Genomic DNA, 17,743 nt, shown 5'->3' with positions numbered 1-17,743 from the left:
TTGTATCCTTATAACACTGAATCATAATTACGCTTCATTCTAGAGAATATAAGCATAAGGTTCAGTATGGTCAAGACTGTGTTAATTGCGGCAGTTCTGCTTCAAATAGGCATCTCACTAAACAGTGAAGGATTAGCTCGTTCTTTAGCTGAACTGACGGCATTTCTCATCGCGATCGCTTTAGTTTTTATTCACAAACAACAAAGTGCTCGTGTGCCAGGCAGAACTGAGTCAGGAAGCGTTTGATTAATATTTTCTACGGTTGATTGGCTCAGTGAACCATCAACCAGGTAAGTGAAGATACAGAAACTAAAACCCACAAACTGACACCAAACAGTAATGGCTTAGAGCCAGCGGATTTCAGTTTAGATACAGAAATACTGCAACCTATCAAGAACAAACACACCACCAGAGCCTGCTTCGCCACAGTAAAAATTCCGTGATAGATCACGTCAAATTGTGGCAAAAAGTCACTGAACGCGATGGCCGCGCAGTACCAAAAGATAAAGTAAGGAATCGCTATCTTACCTGAACCATCTTCTCCATTACCTCGGGAGAAAATCACTGCACTAACTAATGCAACCGGAATGATCCAAAGCGCGCGTGCTAGTTTGAGGGTCGTTGCTGTGGTAAGCGCCTCCTCTCCGTATGCCGAAGCTGCCCCCACAACAGATGAAGTATCATGAATGGCAATTGCTGCCCAAGTACCAAAGGTATGTTGGTCTAAGTTTAGGGCGTGGCCGATGACAGGGAAGACGAATAGGGCGACCGAATTCAGGACGAAGACGGTTGCCAGTGCCAATCCAATCTGTTCATCTTTGGCTTTGATCGCGGGCGCGACAGCAGCGATAGCGCTGCCACCACAAATCGCAGTGCCAGAAGAAATTAAATACGCTGTCATTGTTTCAAGTTTAATGGCTTTGGCAATGAGCGAACCGATCACCAATGTACCGAATATGGTTGAGATGATAAGACCGATACCATCAGACGTAACCGCCAGAGCCTGCTCGAAATTAATCCCAAACCCTAAACCAATAATGGAATAAGAAAGCAGCTTTTTGGTGAAAGATGCAATCGGAATTTCGGTCGGCACAAAATTAAAGCTTGCCAACAAAAAACCGATGATTAACGCGATAGGTGAGGATACAAAAGGGGTCAGGCAAAACAGCAGCGCTAATCCAAAAAGAAGATACTTTTTATTCAAGGTATATTATTCGTTATTGTTTGTGAAAGTGTGAGTATATCGCATCGCTTATGGTCAGTTTGTCTTAATGATTTGAACACATGTTCAGTCATCCTAAACATGTGTTCAAAAGTATAGATTTAACGGGACTTATTAGCGCCAATCACCGCGCAGTTCTCGTACCTTCTCAAACATAAATTGAGCCGTTGCATCACTTGGCTGGACTGGCGAGCCCGCTTCGATTTCTAGTTTTGACCAGAACCGAGTTGGAAGCCCTTTACAGGCTCTGCCTTTGCACCGACTAAAGTAGCTTCCCCAAAGCCCTTTTAGCGCGACAGGGATGACAGGCACAGGGCTACGGTGCAAAATAATATCAATACCGCGCATAAACTCATGCATTTCACCGTCAGAGGTCAGTTTACCTTCAGGGAAGATACACACGATATGACCTTCAGCTAAGGCGTTTTCTACCTCGCTAAATGCTCGTCGAATAGATTGCCTGCTGTTTGCTGAAATAGGGATAACGCCTGTCCGACGTAAGAAGCCTCGGATAGGAGGTAGGTTGGCATAATCTTCTTCCATGACAAAGCGAATTAATCGAGGGCATACCGCGCTCAAAAGCAACGCATCCATGTAACTGACATGATTACATACGATCAGTGCGCCACCACTTTCTGGCAAATGATGCAGGTTCTTGTGTTTGACCCGATAGATGGTGTGAGTCAGCATCCAAACAATAAAGCGCACGACGAAGATGGGTACCTGCATAAATAGGTACACAGTGACGAGGAAATTGAGTGCTGCAAGCAGAGCAAACAACTGTGGAATCGTCATTTCAAGTACGCTCAAGCAGACAATGCCTAGCACTGCACTACCAACCATAAAGAACGAGTTAAAGATATTGAGTCCGGCGATAACTTGAGCGCGCTCAGTTTCTTTCGCTCTGTGCTGCATTAAAGCGTAAAGTGGAACAATGAATAAGCCGCCTGATGCGCCAATCATCAATAAATAGAAAAACAGTGGCCAGTAACCTTGGAAGGCGATGAACTCCTTAAAGGTTTCAAATTGAGGTAGGTCGCTTGGAATCGAGGTAGCCATCAAGTAACCGAATATCGTGATGCCAAGTGCACCAATTGGGACGATGCCGACTTCGATTCGATGGTTGGAGATCCAGTTACAAATCAGTGAACCAAACGCAATACCAATCGAGAAGAGGGCAAGTAAGAAGGAAACCGCACTCTCTGTCCCGTTTAGATACACTTTAGTGAAGTTTGGAAATTGGGTCAGGTAAGCCGCACCTAAGAACCAGAACCAGCTGATCGCCATAATAGATTGAAAGACGACCCGATCAGATTTACAAATTGAGAGTGTGTGTTTGGTTTGTTTGTATGGTTGCCAGCGAAAGGTCAAGTTCGGTGCACCTGCCGCTGAAAATGGAATGAAGCGGCTTGATAAATAACCGAGCAGTGCAAATAGAACCACGCAAAACGCCGCGAGGTATTTGGCATTCTCTGATGAGGCAATAATGCCGGCTCCCAGCGTCCCAATCAGAATCGCGATAAAGGTACCCGCTTCGACAAATGCGTTACCTGGGATCAGCTCTTTTTCATCAAGATTTTGTGGCAGAAGGGCGTACTTTACCGGACCAAAAAATGCAGACTGAGTGCCCATCAAAAACAACAGCAGTAATAACACGCCATAACTTTCGGTAACAAAGCCAATTGCGCCCAAAGCCATGATCGCAATTTCAAATAACTTTACCTTGCGGATAAACCAGGATTTTTCGTACTTGTCTGCTAACACACCCGCCGAGGCAGAAAACAGAAAGAAAGGAAGAATGAATAAACCCGCTGCTAAATTGATGAACAGGTTGCTGGAGATAGGTAAAGCATCGGCACCAGAAAAGGCGACAAAAAGCAGTAAAACGTTCTTAAAAATGTTGTCATTGAAAGCGCCAAAAAACTGAGTAATAAAATAAGGCAGGAACTTTCTTTGTCTAAGCAAGGAGGGATGTCTGTCCGGTGACATGTCTAATCCTTTATTACCAGTTATTGAGGTAGTTAGATAGCAGGTTACTTATTAAAACTTTACCGTCCACTGGTTCACTCGAGAAAAATTTATCATCTACGCTGAGTAGGGTAATGCCATGTACTCCAGACCACAACACACGACTGGCTTGAATCACTTCGGACTCTGTCCGGTGTGGCGCAATTTGTGCGAGCAGTGACTCTAGCATACCTGTCATGTCATCAATGCGTTTTGCCTGCCAATCGGGGAGTTCCGCTCCGTTCATGTTGTGCTCGAAGACCAATTGCCAGCGGTAAGGATGTTTAAGGGCAAAATCGTGGTAGCAACAAGCCAGTTCAAACAGTGCTTCGTGAGCGTCTTTGCAACTGTTTGTCGCTTTTCTCGACTCTTGGGATAATTCATCCAGGGTCTGAGCAACAGCATGCAAAAGTAGTAAGTTATAGTTACCGAAAATATTAACTAATGTACTCGGCACATAACCGATCATATTAGCGATTTTACGAAGACTAAGTTCGTGATAGGAATTCTCTTCCAAAAAGTCTCTAACGGTTGCTAAGGTCAGGTTTATTAACTCTTCTCTGGTGTGATCGTTTCTACGCGCCATACTTCAAACTGCTTTATTGAACAATGTTCAATATGATAGTCGGCTAGTTATTCACCGTCAATAAATCCTGTCGCCAATTGAGCACTACAAGGGGGCAATTTGTGTGTTGTTACTGATACTTGCATGAGAAATAATCAACGAGTGTAAGTTTGGCAATATTCTGATACATGTCGGACCGGTTAGATTGTTTTAATGAGCATGCATACGGAGTATGATGAATCAACACTCATCTTTGACGTGCCACTATCTGAAACACTAAAGTGATGGTTCAGTTGGGCACATTCTTGGATCACTATCGTCAATTGTAAGGATAACGATGAAACGCATATTTTCGATTGTTGCTCTGTTAATGTTTACTGTTGCAGTAACGCCTATTGCAGAAGCGAAAAAGTTTGGTGGTGGTAAGTCTTTTGGTAAGAGCTATAAGACAGCACCTGCACCGACACAAAAGCAAGCGACAAACACGAGTACCGTCGGTAAAGATCAAGCTACCAAGTCTTCAAGTAAGAAAGGCTTAATGGGTGGTTTACTCGGTGGCCTTTTGGCTGGTGGTCTTCTCGCAGCATTCTTTGGCGGTGCTTTTGAAGGTATCCAATTTATGGATATCCTTATTATTGGTTTGATTGCATTCCTGATCTTTAAACTGATGCGCGGTATGTTAGGGGCGAAGCAGGGCAGTATGAATCAGCATCGTCAGCAGCCAGCATTTGGTGGTAACAGCTCGAAGTTCGAGCAGCCGAACACACAAAATTTTGAGCAACAATCAAACGTAAATGCAGGTGGTTTTGGTGGCTTCGGCGCACAAGCTGACGTTCCACACAACTATCCACCGGGCTTTGACCAAGCAGGGTTTGTGAATGGTGCTCGTGAGCATTACCGTGTCTTACAAGGTGCGTGGAATCACAATCAGCTAGACACTATCGAAGAGTATGTTTCTCCGAGTCTGCTTGATGATCTGAAAGCAGAGCGTGCAAAATTAGACGGTGAGCAGCATACCGATGTCATGTACGTTGATGCAGAGATTGTTCGCGCGGACCATAACGCTAACAAAGCAGAACTCAGCTTGCAGTTTAGTGGTCGTTACCGCGATGCTGTCGAAGGTATCGAAGAAGATATCACTGATATTTGGCACCTTGAGCGTGACCTTACGGTACCAAACGCACCGTGGCTGATTGTTGGTATTCAAGGTTAATATTCAATAGCGTTCAATTTAGTATCAATAAAATCCCGCTTTTATAGCGGGATTTTTTTGCCTGGTGTTGTTGGAAAGGTGAATTTTGGATTTACTGGAATACGGAATACGGAATACGGAATACGGAATACGGAATACGGAATACGGAATACGGAATACGGAATACGGAATACGGAAGCGCTCTTCTACCGATTATCAATGAACAATGATTAGTGTATCTCTGATACCAACCTAAGTAAGAAAGTGGCCATACTTAATGATAGAGAACCAGAAAACAGGCATCGAACACAAACACGCACCGTATGTTTATAAGAACGCATCTATAGGGCTTCGATTTGCCATCCATGGCAAATAGAGTTTGTTTATCGAACCCTGTTCCCTGACCAGTTAATTTTCCATATATGGTATGAATCGTTGATAGATCGCTGAAACGAAAAAAGCCAGCTCAATGAGCTGGCTTTTCAATATGGTGGAGGGGGACGGATTCGAACCATCGAAGGCAGTGCCGGCAGATTTACAGTCTGCTCCCTTTGGCCACTCGGGAACCCCTCCAGGGTTGTTTTTTATACTTAGAAATTGTTTTCCCAACACATTTTCCAAGTGTTTCTCACAATCTATCCAAAGGCTATTAACCGAAAGGAAGTCACAAGAAGAAATATGGTGGAGGGGGACGGATTCGAACCATCGAAGGCAGTGCCGGCAGATTTACAGTCTGCTCCCTTTGGCCACTCGGGAACCCCTCCAGGGTGATTTTTATACTTAGAAGCTGTTTTCCCAACACGTTTTCCAAGTGTTTCTCACAATCTATCCAGAGGATAGTCACAAGAAGAAATATGGTGGAGGGGGACGGATTCGAACCATCGAAGGCAGTGCCGGCAGATTTACAGTCTGCTCCCTTTGGCCACTCGGGAACCCCTCCAGGGTGTTTTTATACTTAGAAAATGTTTTCCCAACACGTTTTCCAAGTGTTTCTCACAATCTATCCAGAGGATAGTCACAAGAAGAAATATGGTGGAGGGGGACGGATTCGAACCATCGAAGGCAGTGCCGGCAGATTTACAGTCTGCTCCCTTTGGCCACTCGGGAACCCCTCCAGGGTGTTTTTATACTTAGAAATTGTTTTCCCAACACGTTTTCCAAGTGTTTCTCACAATCTATCCAAAGGCTATTAACCGAAAGAAAGTCACAAGAATAAATATGGTGGAGGGGGACGGATTCGAACCATCGAAGGCAGTGCCGGCAGATTTACAGTCTGCTCCCTTTGGCCACTCGGGAACCCCTCCAGGGTGTTTTTATACTTAGAAGCTGTTTTCCCAACTCATCTCCCAAGTGCGGAGCGAATCATAGCAAACTCGCTCAGGCTGTAAAGTGTTTTTCTTGCATTTATACGTCGAATGCTGCCTTTTTATGCAAAGATGCTAGAAAGTCAGCGTTTTGTTTGTCCTTTGTACAGAGCAATCTCCTATTTTCTACCACAATTTACACTACTTGACGTTGTGGCTCGTAACAATTGATAAACTATAGAAAGTTTAATGACCTCAGTTTATTCGCTAATTTAACTAAGAATATGAATATGAATATGAAAGCCACTTTACCCTTATCTGTTTTAACGCTTTCTCTATTATTGGCATCGCAAACTACGTTAGCAGCACTGCGCGGCCCATCTGCTGTTACGGTTGTAACCGAGCAAGTAGAAACGCATGAAATCAACCAGTCTTTGACTCTGATTGGTAAGTTGCAAGCTGCAGAGTCGGTGGTTGTTGCTCCTGAAGTGTCGGGCAAAGTCGAGCAAATTGCCGTAAAAGCGAATCAGAATGTTCAGCAAGGGCAGTTACTGATTAAGTTAAACGATGACAAAGCAAGAGCGGCGCTTGTTGAAGCTCAGGCCTACCTTAAAGATGAGCAACGTAAGCTGAAAGAGTATCAGCGCTTAGTCGCACGAAATGCGATTACTCCGACGGAAATTGATGCTCAGAGGGCGAGTGTCCAAATTGCCGATGCTCGTTTAGATGCAGCCAAAGCAAACCTTGCTGATCTTCATATAGTGGCACCTTTTTCTGGAACTGTGGGATTTATTGACTTCAGCCGAGGAAAAATGGTCAGTGTCGGCGCTGAACTTTTAACGCTGGATGATCTTTCTGTAATGGAATTGGACCTGCAGATACCAGAACGATACTTGTCGATGTTGTCTGTTGGGATGGTCGTTGAAGCCAAGACCAGCGCGTGGGGCAAGCAAACGTTTATCGGTAAAGTGACCGGTATTGATACTCGTATTAATACCGCAACACTGAATCTCCGCGTGCGTATTCAGTTTGATAATCCGGAAAGTCGTCTAAAGCCGGGCATGCTGATGAATGCATCGTTGGCATTTCCTGCGATTGAAGCACCGATTATACCAGTACAGGCACTGGAGTATTCTGGTACCAAGCGATACGTATACGTCATTGATGAAAACAACAAAGCAACACGTACAGAGGTGCTGCTTGGCGCTCGCGTGGACAACGAAGTTGTGATTGAGTCAGGCGTAAAAGTCGGTGACAAGATCGTGGTGCAAGGCATCGTTAACATGCGTGATGGTGTTCAGGTTGAAGAAATCGTCGCTCCGCTCAAATCGCCAAAAATGACGTCCGCTAATCAGAGCAACGATTCGGATAAGGAAGAAAACTAATGTTACTTTCTGACATTTCCGTAAAACGACCTATCGCGTCATTGGTATTGAGTATGCTGCTTTGCGTGTTTGGCTTTGTGTCATTCAGCAAGCTTTCTGTACGCGAAATGCCAGATATCGAAAGCCCTGTCGTGTCAATTACGACACGCTACGAAGGGGCTTCCGCCACAATCATCGAGAGCCAGATTACGTCGGTTCTCGAAGATCAGCTTTCCGGTATCAGTGGCATTGATGAAATCAGTTCGACAACACGCAATAGCTCTTCCCGGATAACGATAACCTTTGAACTCGGGTACGACCTCAACACTGGGGTCAGTGATGTGCGTGATGCTGTCGCTCGAGCTCAGCGTTCATTACCTGACGAAGCAGATGACCCAATTGTTTATAAGAACAATGGTTCTGGCGAGGCTTCTCTTTATATAAACCTCAGCTCTGCAGAAATGGATCGTACCCAACTGACGGATTATGCAGAGCGCGTGTTGATGGATCGCTTCAGTTTGATTTCTGGGGTGAGTTCCATCGATCTTTCTGGTGGTTTGTACAAAGTGATGTACGTAAAGCTGAAACCAGATCTTATGGCTGGTCGAGCAGTAACGGCATCGGATATTACCACCGCATTGCGAAATGAAAACCTCGAGAGTCCGGGTGGGGAAGTGCGAAATGATTCTACGGTGATGTCGGTACGGACCGCACGAACCTATAAAACGCCCGATGACTTTCAGTACCTGGTGGTAAAGCGGGCGAACGATGGCACGCCCATTTACCTGAAAGATGTCGCGGATGTGTTTATTGGTGCGGAAAACGAAAACTCGACCTTTAAAAGCGATGGTGTCGTGAACGTCAGTTTAGGGGTTGTGCCTCAGTCGGATGCTAACCCGTTGGAAGTAGCTGAGCGTGTTCGCTCTGAAGTGGATAATATCCAGAAATTCTTACCGGAAGGTACTCGCCTTGCGATTGACTATGATGCAACGGTATTTATCGAGCGCTCGATAGAAGAAGTGTACAGCACACTGTTTATTACCGGCGGTCTGGTGATTCTGGTGCTGTATATCTTTATTGGTCAGGCTCGAGCGACATTAATACCAGCGGTGACGGTACCAGTCTCGTTGATCTCGTCTTTCATCGCCGCGTATTACTTCGGTTTCTCTATCAACTTGATCACGCTAATGGCGCTGATTCTATCCATCGGTCTGGTGGTCGATGACGCCATTGTGGTCGTGGAGAATATCTTCCACCACATAGAACGGGGAGAGTCCCCGTTGCTTGCCGCCTACAAAGGGACTCGAGAAGTTGGCTTTGCGGTTGTCGCAACTACGTTCGTTTTGGTGATGGTATTCCTGCCAATCTCCTTTATGGATGGCATGGTTGGTTTGCTGTTTACAGAATTTTCAGTATTGCTGGCGATGTCGGTAATTTTTTCTTCACTGATAGCACTGACGTTGACGCCAGTATTGGGCAGTCAGATTCTAAAAGCGAACGTCAAACCTAATCGCTTTAACGAAACTGTCGATCGTATGTTCGCCAAGCTTGAGGCTGGTTATCGTGGCGCATTAAAAGGCGCGCTAAAAGTGCGTTGGATTGCGCCTTTGGTTATTTTATCTTGTATGGGCGGCAGCTATGTTCTGATGAATCAGGTTCCTGCGCAGTTGACGCCACAAGAGGACAGGGGCGTGATTTTTGCCTTTGTTCGTGGTGCCGATGCTACTTCATACAACCGGATGGCTGCCAACATGGACATTGTCGAAGACCGTTTAATGCCGTTGTTAGGGCAAGGGTTTCTGAAGTCATTTAGTATCCAGACTCCGGCATTTGGTGGTCAGGCAGGTGACCAAACGGGTTTTGTGATTATGATTTTGGAAGATTGGAATGATCGAAACATCACCGCTCAGCAGGCTTTAGGACAAGTGCGTGGCGCATTGGCGGGCGTTCCTGATGTGCGTGTGTTCCCGTTTATGCCTGGCTTCCGAGGTGGCTCAAGTGAGCCCGTTCAGTTTGTGTTGGGTGGCTCGGATTATGATGAGCTGCTGGTCTGGGCTGAAGAACTGAAAAACAAAGCGGAAGAGTCACCAATGATGGAGGGTGCAGAGATTGATTACTCTGAGAAGACGCCTGAACTGTTAGTGACCGTCGATAGACAACGCGCTGCGGAACTGGGTGTCAGTGTGAAAGACATCTCCGATACGCTTGAAATTATGTTGGGCGGTAAAAGTGAGACAACCTATGTCGATCGCGGTGAAGAATACGACGTGTATTTGCGCGGTGACGAGAATAGCTTTAATAATGCGGCAGATCTAAGCCAGATCTACTTGCGCACCAATAGTGGTGAGCTAGTGACGCTTGATACCGTTACCAAGATAGAAGAAGTAGCGGCTTCGATTCGTCTTTCTCACTATAACAAACAGAAATCCATCACCATTACCGCGAACTTGTCCGAAGGTTATACATTAGGAGAGGCTCTAAGCTATCTAGACCAAGAAGCAATTGATTCTCTGCCGGGTGATATCTCAGTTAGTTACTCTGGTGAGTCAAAAGACTTTAAAGAGAATCAGTCCAGCGTTGCGGTTGTTTTTGCACTGGCCTTGCTGGTTGCCTATCTGGTACTGGCAGCTCAGTTTGAGAGTTTCGTCAACCCTTTGGTGGTGATGTTTACCGTTCCAATGGGGGTATTTGGTGGCTTCTTAGGCTTAATCGTAATGAGCCAGGGCATGAACATTTACAGCCAGATTGGTATGGTGATGTTGATTGGTATGGTAACGAAAAATGGTATTTTGATCGTTGAATTCGCTAACCAGCTTCGTGACCGTGGGGTTGAGTTTGAAAAAGCCATCATTGATGCGGCGGCTCGCCGTTTGCGTCCAATCTTGATGACGGCATTTACCACTCTAGCTGGTGCTATCCCATTGATTTCGTCAACAGGGGCGGGTTACGAAAGCCGGGTCGCGGTTGGTACGGTGATCTTCTTTGGTATGGCCTTTGCGACTATTGTGACTCTATTTGTCATTCCGGCAATGTACCGCTTAATTGCAGCGAATACGCGCGCGCCAGGTCATGTAGAAGCGCAACTCAACAAAGCATTGAGTCAGGATACCAAAGGGCGTATTGCACATCCTTAACAATGCGAATATGTTGATGGCATAAAGCACCGATTGATTTGCTCATTCGGTGCTTTTTTGTTTTGTCTAACCCCGTTTTGCGTATGACGCAATGGCGTTTTTGGCAACTTGGCGTTACCCTGTGTGACGAATCATTTTTACAATAATAGTGCTTGTTGTTCACGCTTTAACGAAGGATGCGATTGTGTTACTCCAACATATGCCGGCAGCAGCAAGTAAAATAGTCGAGAAGGAAAGTAAAGTGGCTGAATTTAAATACAAAAATCTTACACAAGAAGAACAAGATAAACTTGATGCAGCGACATTCCGTCGTCTTTTAGCCCACCTGGATGCAAATAAAGACGTACAGAATATTGACCTAATGATCCTAGCGGGTTTCTGCCGTAACTGCTTTAGTAAGTGGTACACCGCAGAGGCCGAAAAACTGGGTGTCGACTTAGACATCGATGATGCTCGTGAGCGTGTTTACGGTATGACTTACGATGAGTGGAAGCAAAACCACCAACCAGCAGCGACACCTGAGCAGTTAGCGGCTTTTGAAGCACGTCAGAAAAAATAGCGCTATAAACGGACATTTATAGATAACAGCCCGCATCGTGTTAATCTCAGTCGCTTAACGACCTTTATCGGGTCATTCCAGCGAGCTCTAGCGAGACTAGGAATCTAATATGAGCGTGCTGAGAAGATATGGAAAACTCTTTAATAACCAAGTGCTCGGATAGAAGATCCTGAATTACGCTCCTTCGTCGCTTTTCAGGATGACTATAGACTGGCTAATACTGTTCGTTGTTAAACGAACAGTATTACCTAACGCTGGGCTGTTTTGTCTCTCTCCTCTAGGCGAAAACTGGCTCACAGCAAGCAGGCTCTACACAGCCTTTCGCCTGAATAATTTCGAGCTGGGTTAGATAAGGCTGAATATCGCCGATGTTTGTCTTAACCCATTCCATATCGAAGTAAGTGTCCAAGTAGCGGTCACCAGAATCACACAGCAGGGTCACGATAGAGCCAGTTTCACCGCGCAGTTTCATTTCACAAGCGAGCTGAAGCACCGCATACAGGTTGGTTCCTGTAGAAGCGCCCACTTTTCGGCCTATCAGCTGAGATACCCAATGGGCGGTAGCTACGCTTGCCATATCTGGTATTTTGCGCATTTCATCGACCACGCCAGCAATAAAGCTAGGCTCTACCCGAGGGCGACCAATGCCTTCAATTTTGCTTCCGCTCTCGCACTTCAAATCCGAATTTCCGGATTGGAAAGCGTCATAGAACACCGAATTTTCAGGGTCAGCAACACACAATTTCGTCTCATATTTTTGGTAACGGATAAATCGACCTATGGTTGCCGATGTGCCACCCGTCCCCGGACTCATTACCACCCAAGTTGGAATGGGATGGTCTTCTAACTTCATTTGGCTAAAGATAGCGTTTGCAATGTTATTGTTCCCACGCCAGTCAGTTGCACGTTCCGCATAGGTGAACTGATCCATGTAGTGCCCGTTTAACTCTTTTGCTAGGCGTCGAGACTCATCATAAATTTGATCTGAGCGTTCGACTAAATGGGCTCTACCACCATAAAACTCGATTTGTTCTATTTTTTTTCGGGCCGTACTTTTTGGCATAACGGCAATAAATGGCAGGCCAAGCAGACGCGCGAAGTAGGCTTCAGACACAGCAGTGCTTCCTGACGAGGCTTCGATGACGGTAGTCTCAGGGCCAATCCAGCCATTGCAAATCGCATAGAGGAAAAGAGAACGCGCTAAACGGTGTTTTAATGATCCAGTAGGGTGGGTGCTCTCATCTTTTAAATAGATATCGATACCATCAAGAGAAGGAAGGTCGAGTTTAAAAAGGTGAGTATCTGCAGAGCGTTGAAAATCCGCTTCAATTTTACGTACTGCATTATTGATCCACTGGTGGTCAGTACACATAGCGTCTCTCCTTGAAAGTGACAAATTAGGTTTTGTTTAAAAATAATTTACCTATAAGTTGGGAGAAAAACTTTGCTATATTTACTTTGTGTTCACCAATTTGTAGAAATAAATTCTCTTAAAATTAGATGTTATGGAAAATAATTTAGATAAGATTGACAAGACGCTACTTGCTTTACTCCAGACCGACGGAACACTGTCTTTAAACGAGTTGGCTGAGCGGGTTAACCTCACCACAACGCCATGTTGGAAGCGCCTAAAGAAACTGGAGGACGATGGGTTCATTGAAAAGCGAGTTGCTCTGTTAAGTGCGGAAAAACTGGATCTGTCGTTCATTGCGTTTGTACAACTTAAGACGATTGATCACTCTGAAGAGTGGTATCACCATTTTGTCACTACGGTGAGTGATTTCCCTGAAGTCATGGAATTCTATCGAATGGCGGGCGAGTACGATTACATGATGAAAGTGCTGGTCAAAGACATGAAGTGCTTTGATAAGTTTTATAAGCGTTTAGTGAATAGTGTGAAAGGGCTGTCTAATGTGACTTCCACGTTTGCCATGGAGTCGATCAAGTACACGACTGAATTGCCTATTGGCCGTGTTTAGCTATTTGCGTTGAGTGACCAGAAGAGCGCGAGGCACCCATGCTCATCGATTGACAGTTTTACAATTTGAATGTAACTGATTGTCAATCACCAATGTCATTCCAGCGAGCCATAGTGAGACTAGGAATCTAATATCCGCACTCTGCTACCTGTCGTCATTGCTCAAAGCTTAACGACCTCGGTGAGTAGATTCTGAATCACGCTCCTCCGTCGCTGTCCAGAATGACGGGCTAGTTTGGAGATGCCACTGCTATTAAGCAAGCGGCACTAATATCCTAAACACAACCTATTTCGTGTAACGCATCACGCCTTCTTGAACCGCTGTTGCGACCAGGTGACCTTGTTGGTTGTAGATCTCACCACGAACGAGCCCACGTGTATGGCTCGCTGTCGGGCTTTCTATTGCAAACAGCAACCATTCATCCATCTTAAACGGACGATGGAACCAGATGGAATGGTCGATGGTTGCCACTTGGAAGTTTGGTGTCATCAAAGAAACACCATGCGGGTGCAATGCGGTGACCAGGAAGCCCCAATCCGACGCGTACGCTAATAAATACTGGTGGATCAACTGGTTGTCCGGCATTTCGCCATTAGCGCGAATCCAAAGGTATTGTTTAGGCTCGGCTTTGGTAGGCTTTAGCGGATTGATCACCGTAACTGGCCGTGTCTCAATCGGTTTTTCACCACAAAACGTTTTGCGCAGCCGTTCAGGCAGATATTCCGCAATGTGGCTCGCCAGCTCGCTCTCGGAAGGAAAGTTTTCTGGCCCCGGAATGTCAGGCATGGTTTTCTGATGATCGAATCCAGGTTGATCGCCGTGATAGGAAGCCGTTAGGTAGAAAATAGGGCGGCCATTTTGAATCGCTTTAACTCGGCGGGTACTAAAACTGCGTCCATCGCGCAGGTTTTCCACGTCGTAAATAATCGGTTTTTCAGAATCGCCCGGATAGAGAAAGTAGCTGTGAAACGAGTGTACAGTGCGAGTCTCTTCGACGGTGTATCGGGCGGCAGAAAGTGCCTGTCCAATCACCTGACCGCCATACACTTGAGGTAAACCTAAGTTCTCGCTTTGTCCGCGGAATAAGCCTTCTTCTAATTGTTCGAGTTGTAGCAGGCTGAGCAACTCTCTTAGTGGTTTACTCATTGTGTCTCCTCACCGAGTGTGTTGATATCAAGTTAACCCATTTCCCACAGGTCTGTGAAGTGGTTCTTAAACGGCTCAAAGTATACCTTGTAACAATAATGAAACAAAATCAAATGCTTGGTATCTCTTAACTCCGTCAAACTACTGTTAAATCAAGTAACTTATCAAAGACAGCTTGCTGATTCGGCCGTATACTTACCTTGGCTTAATATTCATCCTGAGGAATATATGAAAAAAACACTATTGCTTGTTGCATCTTTATTTTTTGGTGCTGCTCTTGTGGGCTGCCAAACTTCTCAAACAACAGAAGTGGATTCTGCTGAGGTGTCAATGAAGACCATTACAGGTACAGTGGCTTACCGCGAACGTATTGCTTTACCGCCAAATGCGGTGGTCACCGTCTCACTTGAAGATGTGTCGCTTGCGGATGCGCCGTCAAAAGTACTTGCGAAGCAATCATTTGAAACAGAAGGTAAACAGGTTCCTTTTGCGTTTGAACTTAGCTACGACAGCAACGAAATTCAGGCCAAGCATACTTACAGTATCCGTGCACGAATTGATGTCGGTGGTAAGTTGCGTTTCATCAGTGACACTCGTCATGCAGTTATTACTGATGAAGCACAAACTCACCAGCTAGATATCAGACTGGTAGGCGTTCGCTAATTTCCGTTTGTTAAAGTAATAGAGCGAACGAAAGATGGCAGCTTTGTTTAGGGCTGCCATTTGTATTTTCTGAGCGATACTTTTCCAATTTCAGACACTTCTATCCCTTCTGCCTCAAGCTTGGCTTTTTGCCTATCCAGATCCCGACCTTTTAATGAAATCTTGCCTTGGCTGTTGATGACTCTAAACCATGGCAGCTTGCTGCCTTCCGGTAAGCTACCTAATGCTTTACCAACATGCCGAGCGTAGCCGGGATAACCTGCCATTTTTGCGATCTCCCCGTAAGTCGAGACTTTCCCAGATGGAATTTGGTGAATCACAGCAAAGATTTGCGCTAAGAATTGGTCCATACTCAAAGTGTCCGTTGTGGATTGCCAAGGAATGGTAATACAGACGGCCAGTATTTCGCCATTAGTTATTGACGCGTGTAGCACCCCAGTTTTTCGCGTTTGAACGCCGTTACATTTTCGCAGCGCAGTAACGATATTGGTGAACTCTGTGAGATTCAAAATGATGTCTAGACCCATTTAACGACGAACGAGTTCGTGCCTTATCTGTCGTTGAGTTCCAAAGTTGGTGGGGAAGCTAGGAGGCGCTATGATTTTTTCTACAATCCAGTTTTTTATCACGATTCTACTCGCAGTAGTGTGTGCCCGAGCGATGAGTTTAAGTGGCGGAGAGCTGCCTGTCCTTGCTCTCATGATCCCAGCATTATGGTTGCTGCCCCAAGGTGGGCTAGCAGGTCTAGTTCTGCTTGGCGCGATGATGGCTTTTGGTGCCACACTCTCGATGCAGCCCATTGCTCTATCTATTGGGGTGTTAATTCTATTCCCACTGTTAATGGTGGTGTTCTCTCATCGTAGTTCTCTTGGTGTATTACTCACCACCGGGTTAATTGTCTTGACCTTGCAAGTCGGCATTATGGTCACCCAGCAGGGTGGCAAGCTGGACGGCTCCGCATCGGTAACCGTTGTGCAGACGCTTGCGGTCATTGTCATGTGGTGGGCAATTACTCACTGGAAGGCTTCGAATAAGCATAGCTGGTGGCCATTGCTGTTGTTATTACCTTTGTGGGTGGCAGATTTAACCTATGCTGCATTGGTTGCGCTTTGTCTGACAGGTATGCTTGCCTCAATGGAGACACTGACAAAGATAAAGCAAAAGCAATCCATTCACTGGAGTAAGCTGCTTTGTTGGACGCTTCCGACAGTTGGTTTTGCCGCATTGGTTGTCAGCCCTGCGACCGATGTACCTAAACCCGTTTTTGTTGTGTGGATCTGTTTATTAGGTACGGCGTGGATGACGGATTACATCCTGCGCAGCGGCGATGAGCAAGCAGAGCTATAGGTTGCCAGTAGATTCTAGATTGACCGAGTTTTGTTCAAACGATCGCTAATTGGTGAAATTAAAGGTTTTTGCCCTTGCATTATGAGGTCCGATACTGAATAATCGCCCCATCGTTTGAGGCAAGCCCTCAACAAAAGAATTATGGGGCTCTGGTCCTCTCGCAACAATAGCTCGTGAACTCGGTCAGGTCCGGAAGGAAGCAGCCGCAGCGTGTGACTTGTGTGCCGGGATGTGGCTGGGGTCCCACCCATTGAAAAGCCTGCAGTGTTTAAATACATTGCAGGCTTTTTTCGTTTTTGCTTCTTGCAACGTCGAATCGTTTAATGATCTTCAACTAACTGACTGCGTAACCATGACGTAAAAGCTTTGAACCTAGGTCGTTGCTCCATGCCTTTCGGGCAAATAAGTAAGTATTTCATGTCGGCTGGAATAACACCAAACGGTGCAATCAGTTCACCGCTATCCAGATAAGGCTGAATGAGCGCGACACGTCCCATGCCTATACCCATATGATTCTTTACTGCGGATACGGCCATCTCCCCATGGTTAAAGACATAGTAGTTGGGGTTTAGGGTAATCTGCTGTGCTTGTTTCTTGAGCCAATATTGCCATTCAAAATCGTAGTTGGCTGAATCAATAGATTCTGTACAGTGGATTAAATTGGCGTTGGCTAAGCTACTCATTTGCTCAGTAATCTTATGTTTTTCTGCATATAGCGGCGTGCAAACAGGAGTAAGGTACTCTTCAAACAACACTTCATTATGCATATCAGGTTGCGGTTCGCGGCTGTAGTAAATAGCCAAATCCACTGGCTCGTGATGAAAGTCGAGGTGACTGGCTTTTACCCTGATTTTTAAGTTCAGATTAGGGTAGCGAGCCTGAAAATTTGCCAGCTTAGGCAACAGCCATGACTGGGCAAACGTCGGTGCGACCCCGATGTATAGCTCTCCGGTGAGCTCATTAAAGCGAATATCATCGATGTCGGAAAAGATGGTAGCAAAAGAACTATTCACTGTTTCGTATAGTCGTTTCCCTTCCTCCGTCAGTTCCAGTTTTCTGGTCAGCCGGACAAATAGCTTAAAGCCTAACTGCTGCTCCAGTTGTTTAATTCTCTGACTTACCGCTCCCTGAGTTAAATGCAGTTCTTCGGCTGCGTTGGTAAAGCTTAGACACTTTGCGGCAACGTTAAAGGTATACAGGTTTGAGACGACGTGCTGTTTGTTTTCCATCTTGTTCTTATCTATTAGTTCAGCTAATTCAT

At 45.6% G+C, this 17,743-nt stretch carries 15 protein-coding genes, 5 tRNA genes and 1 other RNA gene; 9 read left to right on the top strand and 12 right to left on the bottom strand.

Features of this window, described 5'->3' with window-relative positions; genetic code table 11:
* The first annotated feature begins 66 nt into the window (after positions 1 to 66).
* The gene (locus OO774_RS11095; protein ID WP_264902457.1) at positions 67 to 246 is read left to right on the top strand and encodes a hypothetical protein; all 180 of its coding nucleotides are present in this window, start codon (positions 67 to 69) and stop codon (positions 244 to 246) included.
* 25 nt (positions 247 to 271) lie between these two features.
* On the opposite strand, the gene OO774_RS11090 is transcribed toward OO774_RS11095, so the two are convergent.
* The 3 genes from OO774_RS11090 to OO774_RS11080 form a co-directional block, all read right to left on the bottom strand.
* Positions 272 to 1,204, bottom strand: a complete 933-nt coding sequence (locus OO774_RS11090; protein ID WP_264902454.1) for a putative sulfate exporter family transporter — start codon at positions 1,202 to 1,204, stop codon at positions 272 to 274.
* Between the two features lie 132 nt (positions 1,205 to 1,336).
* A complete protein-coding gene (locus OO774_RS11085) occupies positions 1,337 to 3,211 on the bottom strand; it encodes an MFS transporter (protein WP_264902452.1) in 1,875 nt (624 codons plus the stop codon).
* Positions 3,212 to 3,224: 13 nt separating this feature from the next.
* Entirely contained in the window at positions 3,225 to 3,815 is a 591-nt protein-coding gene (locus tag OO774_RS11080; RefSeq protein ID WP_264902450.1) for a TetR-like C-terminal domain-containing protein, read from the bottom strand.
* 316 nt (positions 3,816 to 4,131) lie between these two features.
* Between OO774_RS11080 and OO774_RS11075 the strand changes: the two genes are divergently transcribed.
* Positions 4,132 to 5,007: a Tim44 domain-containing protein gene (locus OO774_RS11075; protein ID WP_264902448.1), complete on the top strand. Its 876-nt coding sequence runs from the start codon at positions 4,132 to 4,134 to the stop codon at positions 5,005 to 5,007.
* A 467-nt stretch (positions 5,008 to 5,474) separates the two neighbouring features.
* Here the strand turns inward: OO774_RS11075 and OO774_RS11070 are convergent.
* The 5 genes from OO774_RS11070 to OO774_RS11050 all read right to left on the bottom strand — a co-directional run bounded on the left by OO774_RS11070 (position 5,475) and on the right by OO774_RS11050 (position 6,290).
* Positions 5,475 to 5,559, bottom strand: a tRNA-Tyr gene (locus tag OO774_RS11070).
* A gap of 106 nt (positions 5,560 to 5,665) precedes the next feature.
* Positions 5,666 to 5,750: transfer RNA gene (locus OO774_RS11065), tRNA-Tyr, on the bottom strand.
* Between the two features lie 91 nt (positions 5,751 to 5,841).
* Positions 5,842 to 5,926 (bottom strand) — tRNA-Tyr (locus OO774_RS11060).
* Between the two features lie 90 nt (positions 5,927 to 6,016).
* Positions 6,017 to 6,101 (bottom strand) — tRNA-Tyr (locus OO774_RS11055).
* A 104-nt stretch (positions 6,102 to 6,205) separates the two neighbouring features.
* Positions 6,206 to 6,290, bottom strand: a tRNA-Tyr gene (locus OO774_RS11050).
* Positions 6,291 to 6,580: 290 nt separating this feature from the next.
* Here OO774_RS11050 and OO774_RS11045 point away from each other — a divergent pair.
* From OO774_RS11045 to OO774_RS11035, 3 genes are all read left to right on the top strand, one after another.
* On the top strand, positions 6,581 to 7,675 hold the full coding sequence (locus OO774_RS11045; RefSeq protein WP_264902446.1) for an efflux RND transporter periplasmic adaptor subunit: 1,095 nt from the start codon (positions 6,581 to 6,583) through the stop codon (positions 7,673 to 7,675).
* Entirely contained in the window at positions 7,675 to 10,788 is a 3,114-nt protein-coding gene (vexH, locus tag OO774_RS11040; protein ID WP_264902445.1) for a vibriobactin export RND transporter permease subunit VexH, read from the top strand. Before OO774_RS11045 ends, vexH begins: the two co-directional genes overlap by 1 nt.
* A 241-nt stretch (positions 10,789 to 11,029) precedes the next feature.
* The gene (locus OO774_RS11035) at positions 11,030 to 11,347 is read left to right on the top strand and encodes a DUF1244 domain-containing protein (protein ID WP_014231244.1); all 318 of its coding nucleotides are present in this window, start codon (positions 11,030 to 11,032) and stop codon (positions 11,345 to 11,347) included.
* Positions 11,348 to 11,624: 277 nt separating this feature from the next.
* On the opposite strand, the gene OO774_RS11030 is transcribed toward OO774_RS11035, so the two are convergent.
* Positions 11,625 to 12,719 carry a PLP-dependent cysteine synthase family protein gene (locus tag OO774_RS11030; protein ID WP_264902444.1) on the bottom strand — a complete coding sequence of 365 codons (1,095 nt, stop codon included), beginning with the start codon at positions 12,717 to 12,719 and terminating at the stop codon, positions 11,625 to 11,627.
* A 133-nt stretch (positions 12,720 to 12,852) separates the two neighbouring features.
* On the opposite strand from OO774_RS11030, the gene OO774_RS11025 reads away from it, so the two are divergent.
* The gene (locus tag OO774_RS11025; RefSeq protein WP_264902443.1) at positions 12,853 to 13,326 is read left to right on the top strand and encodes an Lrp/AsnC family transcriptional regulator; all 474 of its coding nucleotides are present in this window, start codon (positions 12,853 to 12,855) and stop codon (positions 13,324 to 13,326) included.
* A gap of 285 nt (positions 13,327 to 13,611) precedes the next feature.
* Here the strand turns inward: OO774_RS11025 and tesB are convergent, their stop codons facing one another.
* Complete coding sequence (gene tesB / locus OO774_RS11020; RefSeq protein WP_264902442.1) at positions 13,612 to 14,472, bottom strand: acyl-CoA thioesterase II; 861 nt, start codon at positions 14,470 to 14,472, stop codon at positions 13,612 to 13,614.
* A gap of 228 nt (positions 14,473 to 14,700) precedes the next feature.
* Between tesB and OO774_RS11015 the strand changes: the two genes are divergently transcribed.
* The gene (locus tag OO774_RS11015; RefSeq protein ID WP_264902441.1) at positions 14,701 to 15,135 is read left to right on the top strand and encodes a YbaY family lipoprotein; all 435 of its coding nucleotides are present in this window, start codon (positions 14,701 to 14,703) and stop codon (positions 15,133 to 15,135) included.
* 47 nt (positions 15,136 to 15,182) lie between these two features.
* On the opposite strand, the gene OO774_RS11010 is transcribed toward OO774_RS11015, so the two are convergent.
* Entirely contained in the window at positions 15,183 to 15,485 is a 303-nt protein-coding gene (locus tag OO774_RS11010) for a DNA base-flipping protein (protein ID WP_264902440.1), read from the bottom strand.
* A gap of 247 nt (positions 15,486 to 15,732) precedes the next feature.
* Between OO774_RS11010 and OO774_RS11005 the strand changes: the two genes are divergently transcribed.
* Together OO774_RS11005 and ffs are read left to right on the top strand one after the other, a co-directional pair.
* The gene (locus OO774_RS11005) at positions 15,733 to 16,482 is read left to right on the top strand and encodes a hypothetical protein (protein ID WP_264902438.1); all 750 of its coding nucleotides are present in this window, start codon (positions 15,733 to 15,735) and stop codon (positions 16,480 to 16,482) included.
* Between the two features lie 147 nt (positions 16,483 to 16,629).
* Positions 16,630 to 16,726: signal recognition particle sRNA small type (gene ffs / locus OO774_RS11000), an RNA gene on the top strand.
* A gap of 76 nt (positions 16,727 to 16,802) precedes the next feature.
* Here the strand turns inward: ffs and OO774_RS10995 are convergent.
* On the bottom strand, positions 16,803 to 17,711 hold the full coding sequence (locus OO774_RS10995; protein ID WP_264902437.1) for a LysR substrate-binding domain-containing protein: 909 nt from the start codon (positions 17,709 to 17,711) through the stop codon (positions 16,803 to 16,805).
* Between the last annotated feature and the right edge of the window lie 32 nt (positions 17,712 to 17,743).

It is taken from the genome of Vibrio sp. STUT-A11 (assembly GCF_026000435.1).
Taxonomy (GTDB): Bacteria; Pseudomonadota; Gammaproteobacteria; order Enterobacterales; family Vibrionaceae; genus Vibrio.
The sequence above is the reverse complement of the archived record's forward strand: the minus strand, read 5'-3'. Positions and strand labels throughout refer to the sequence as shown.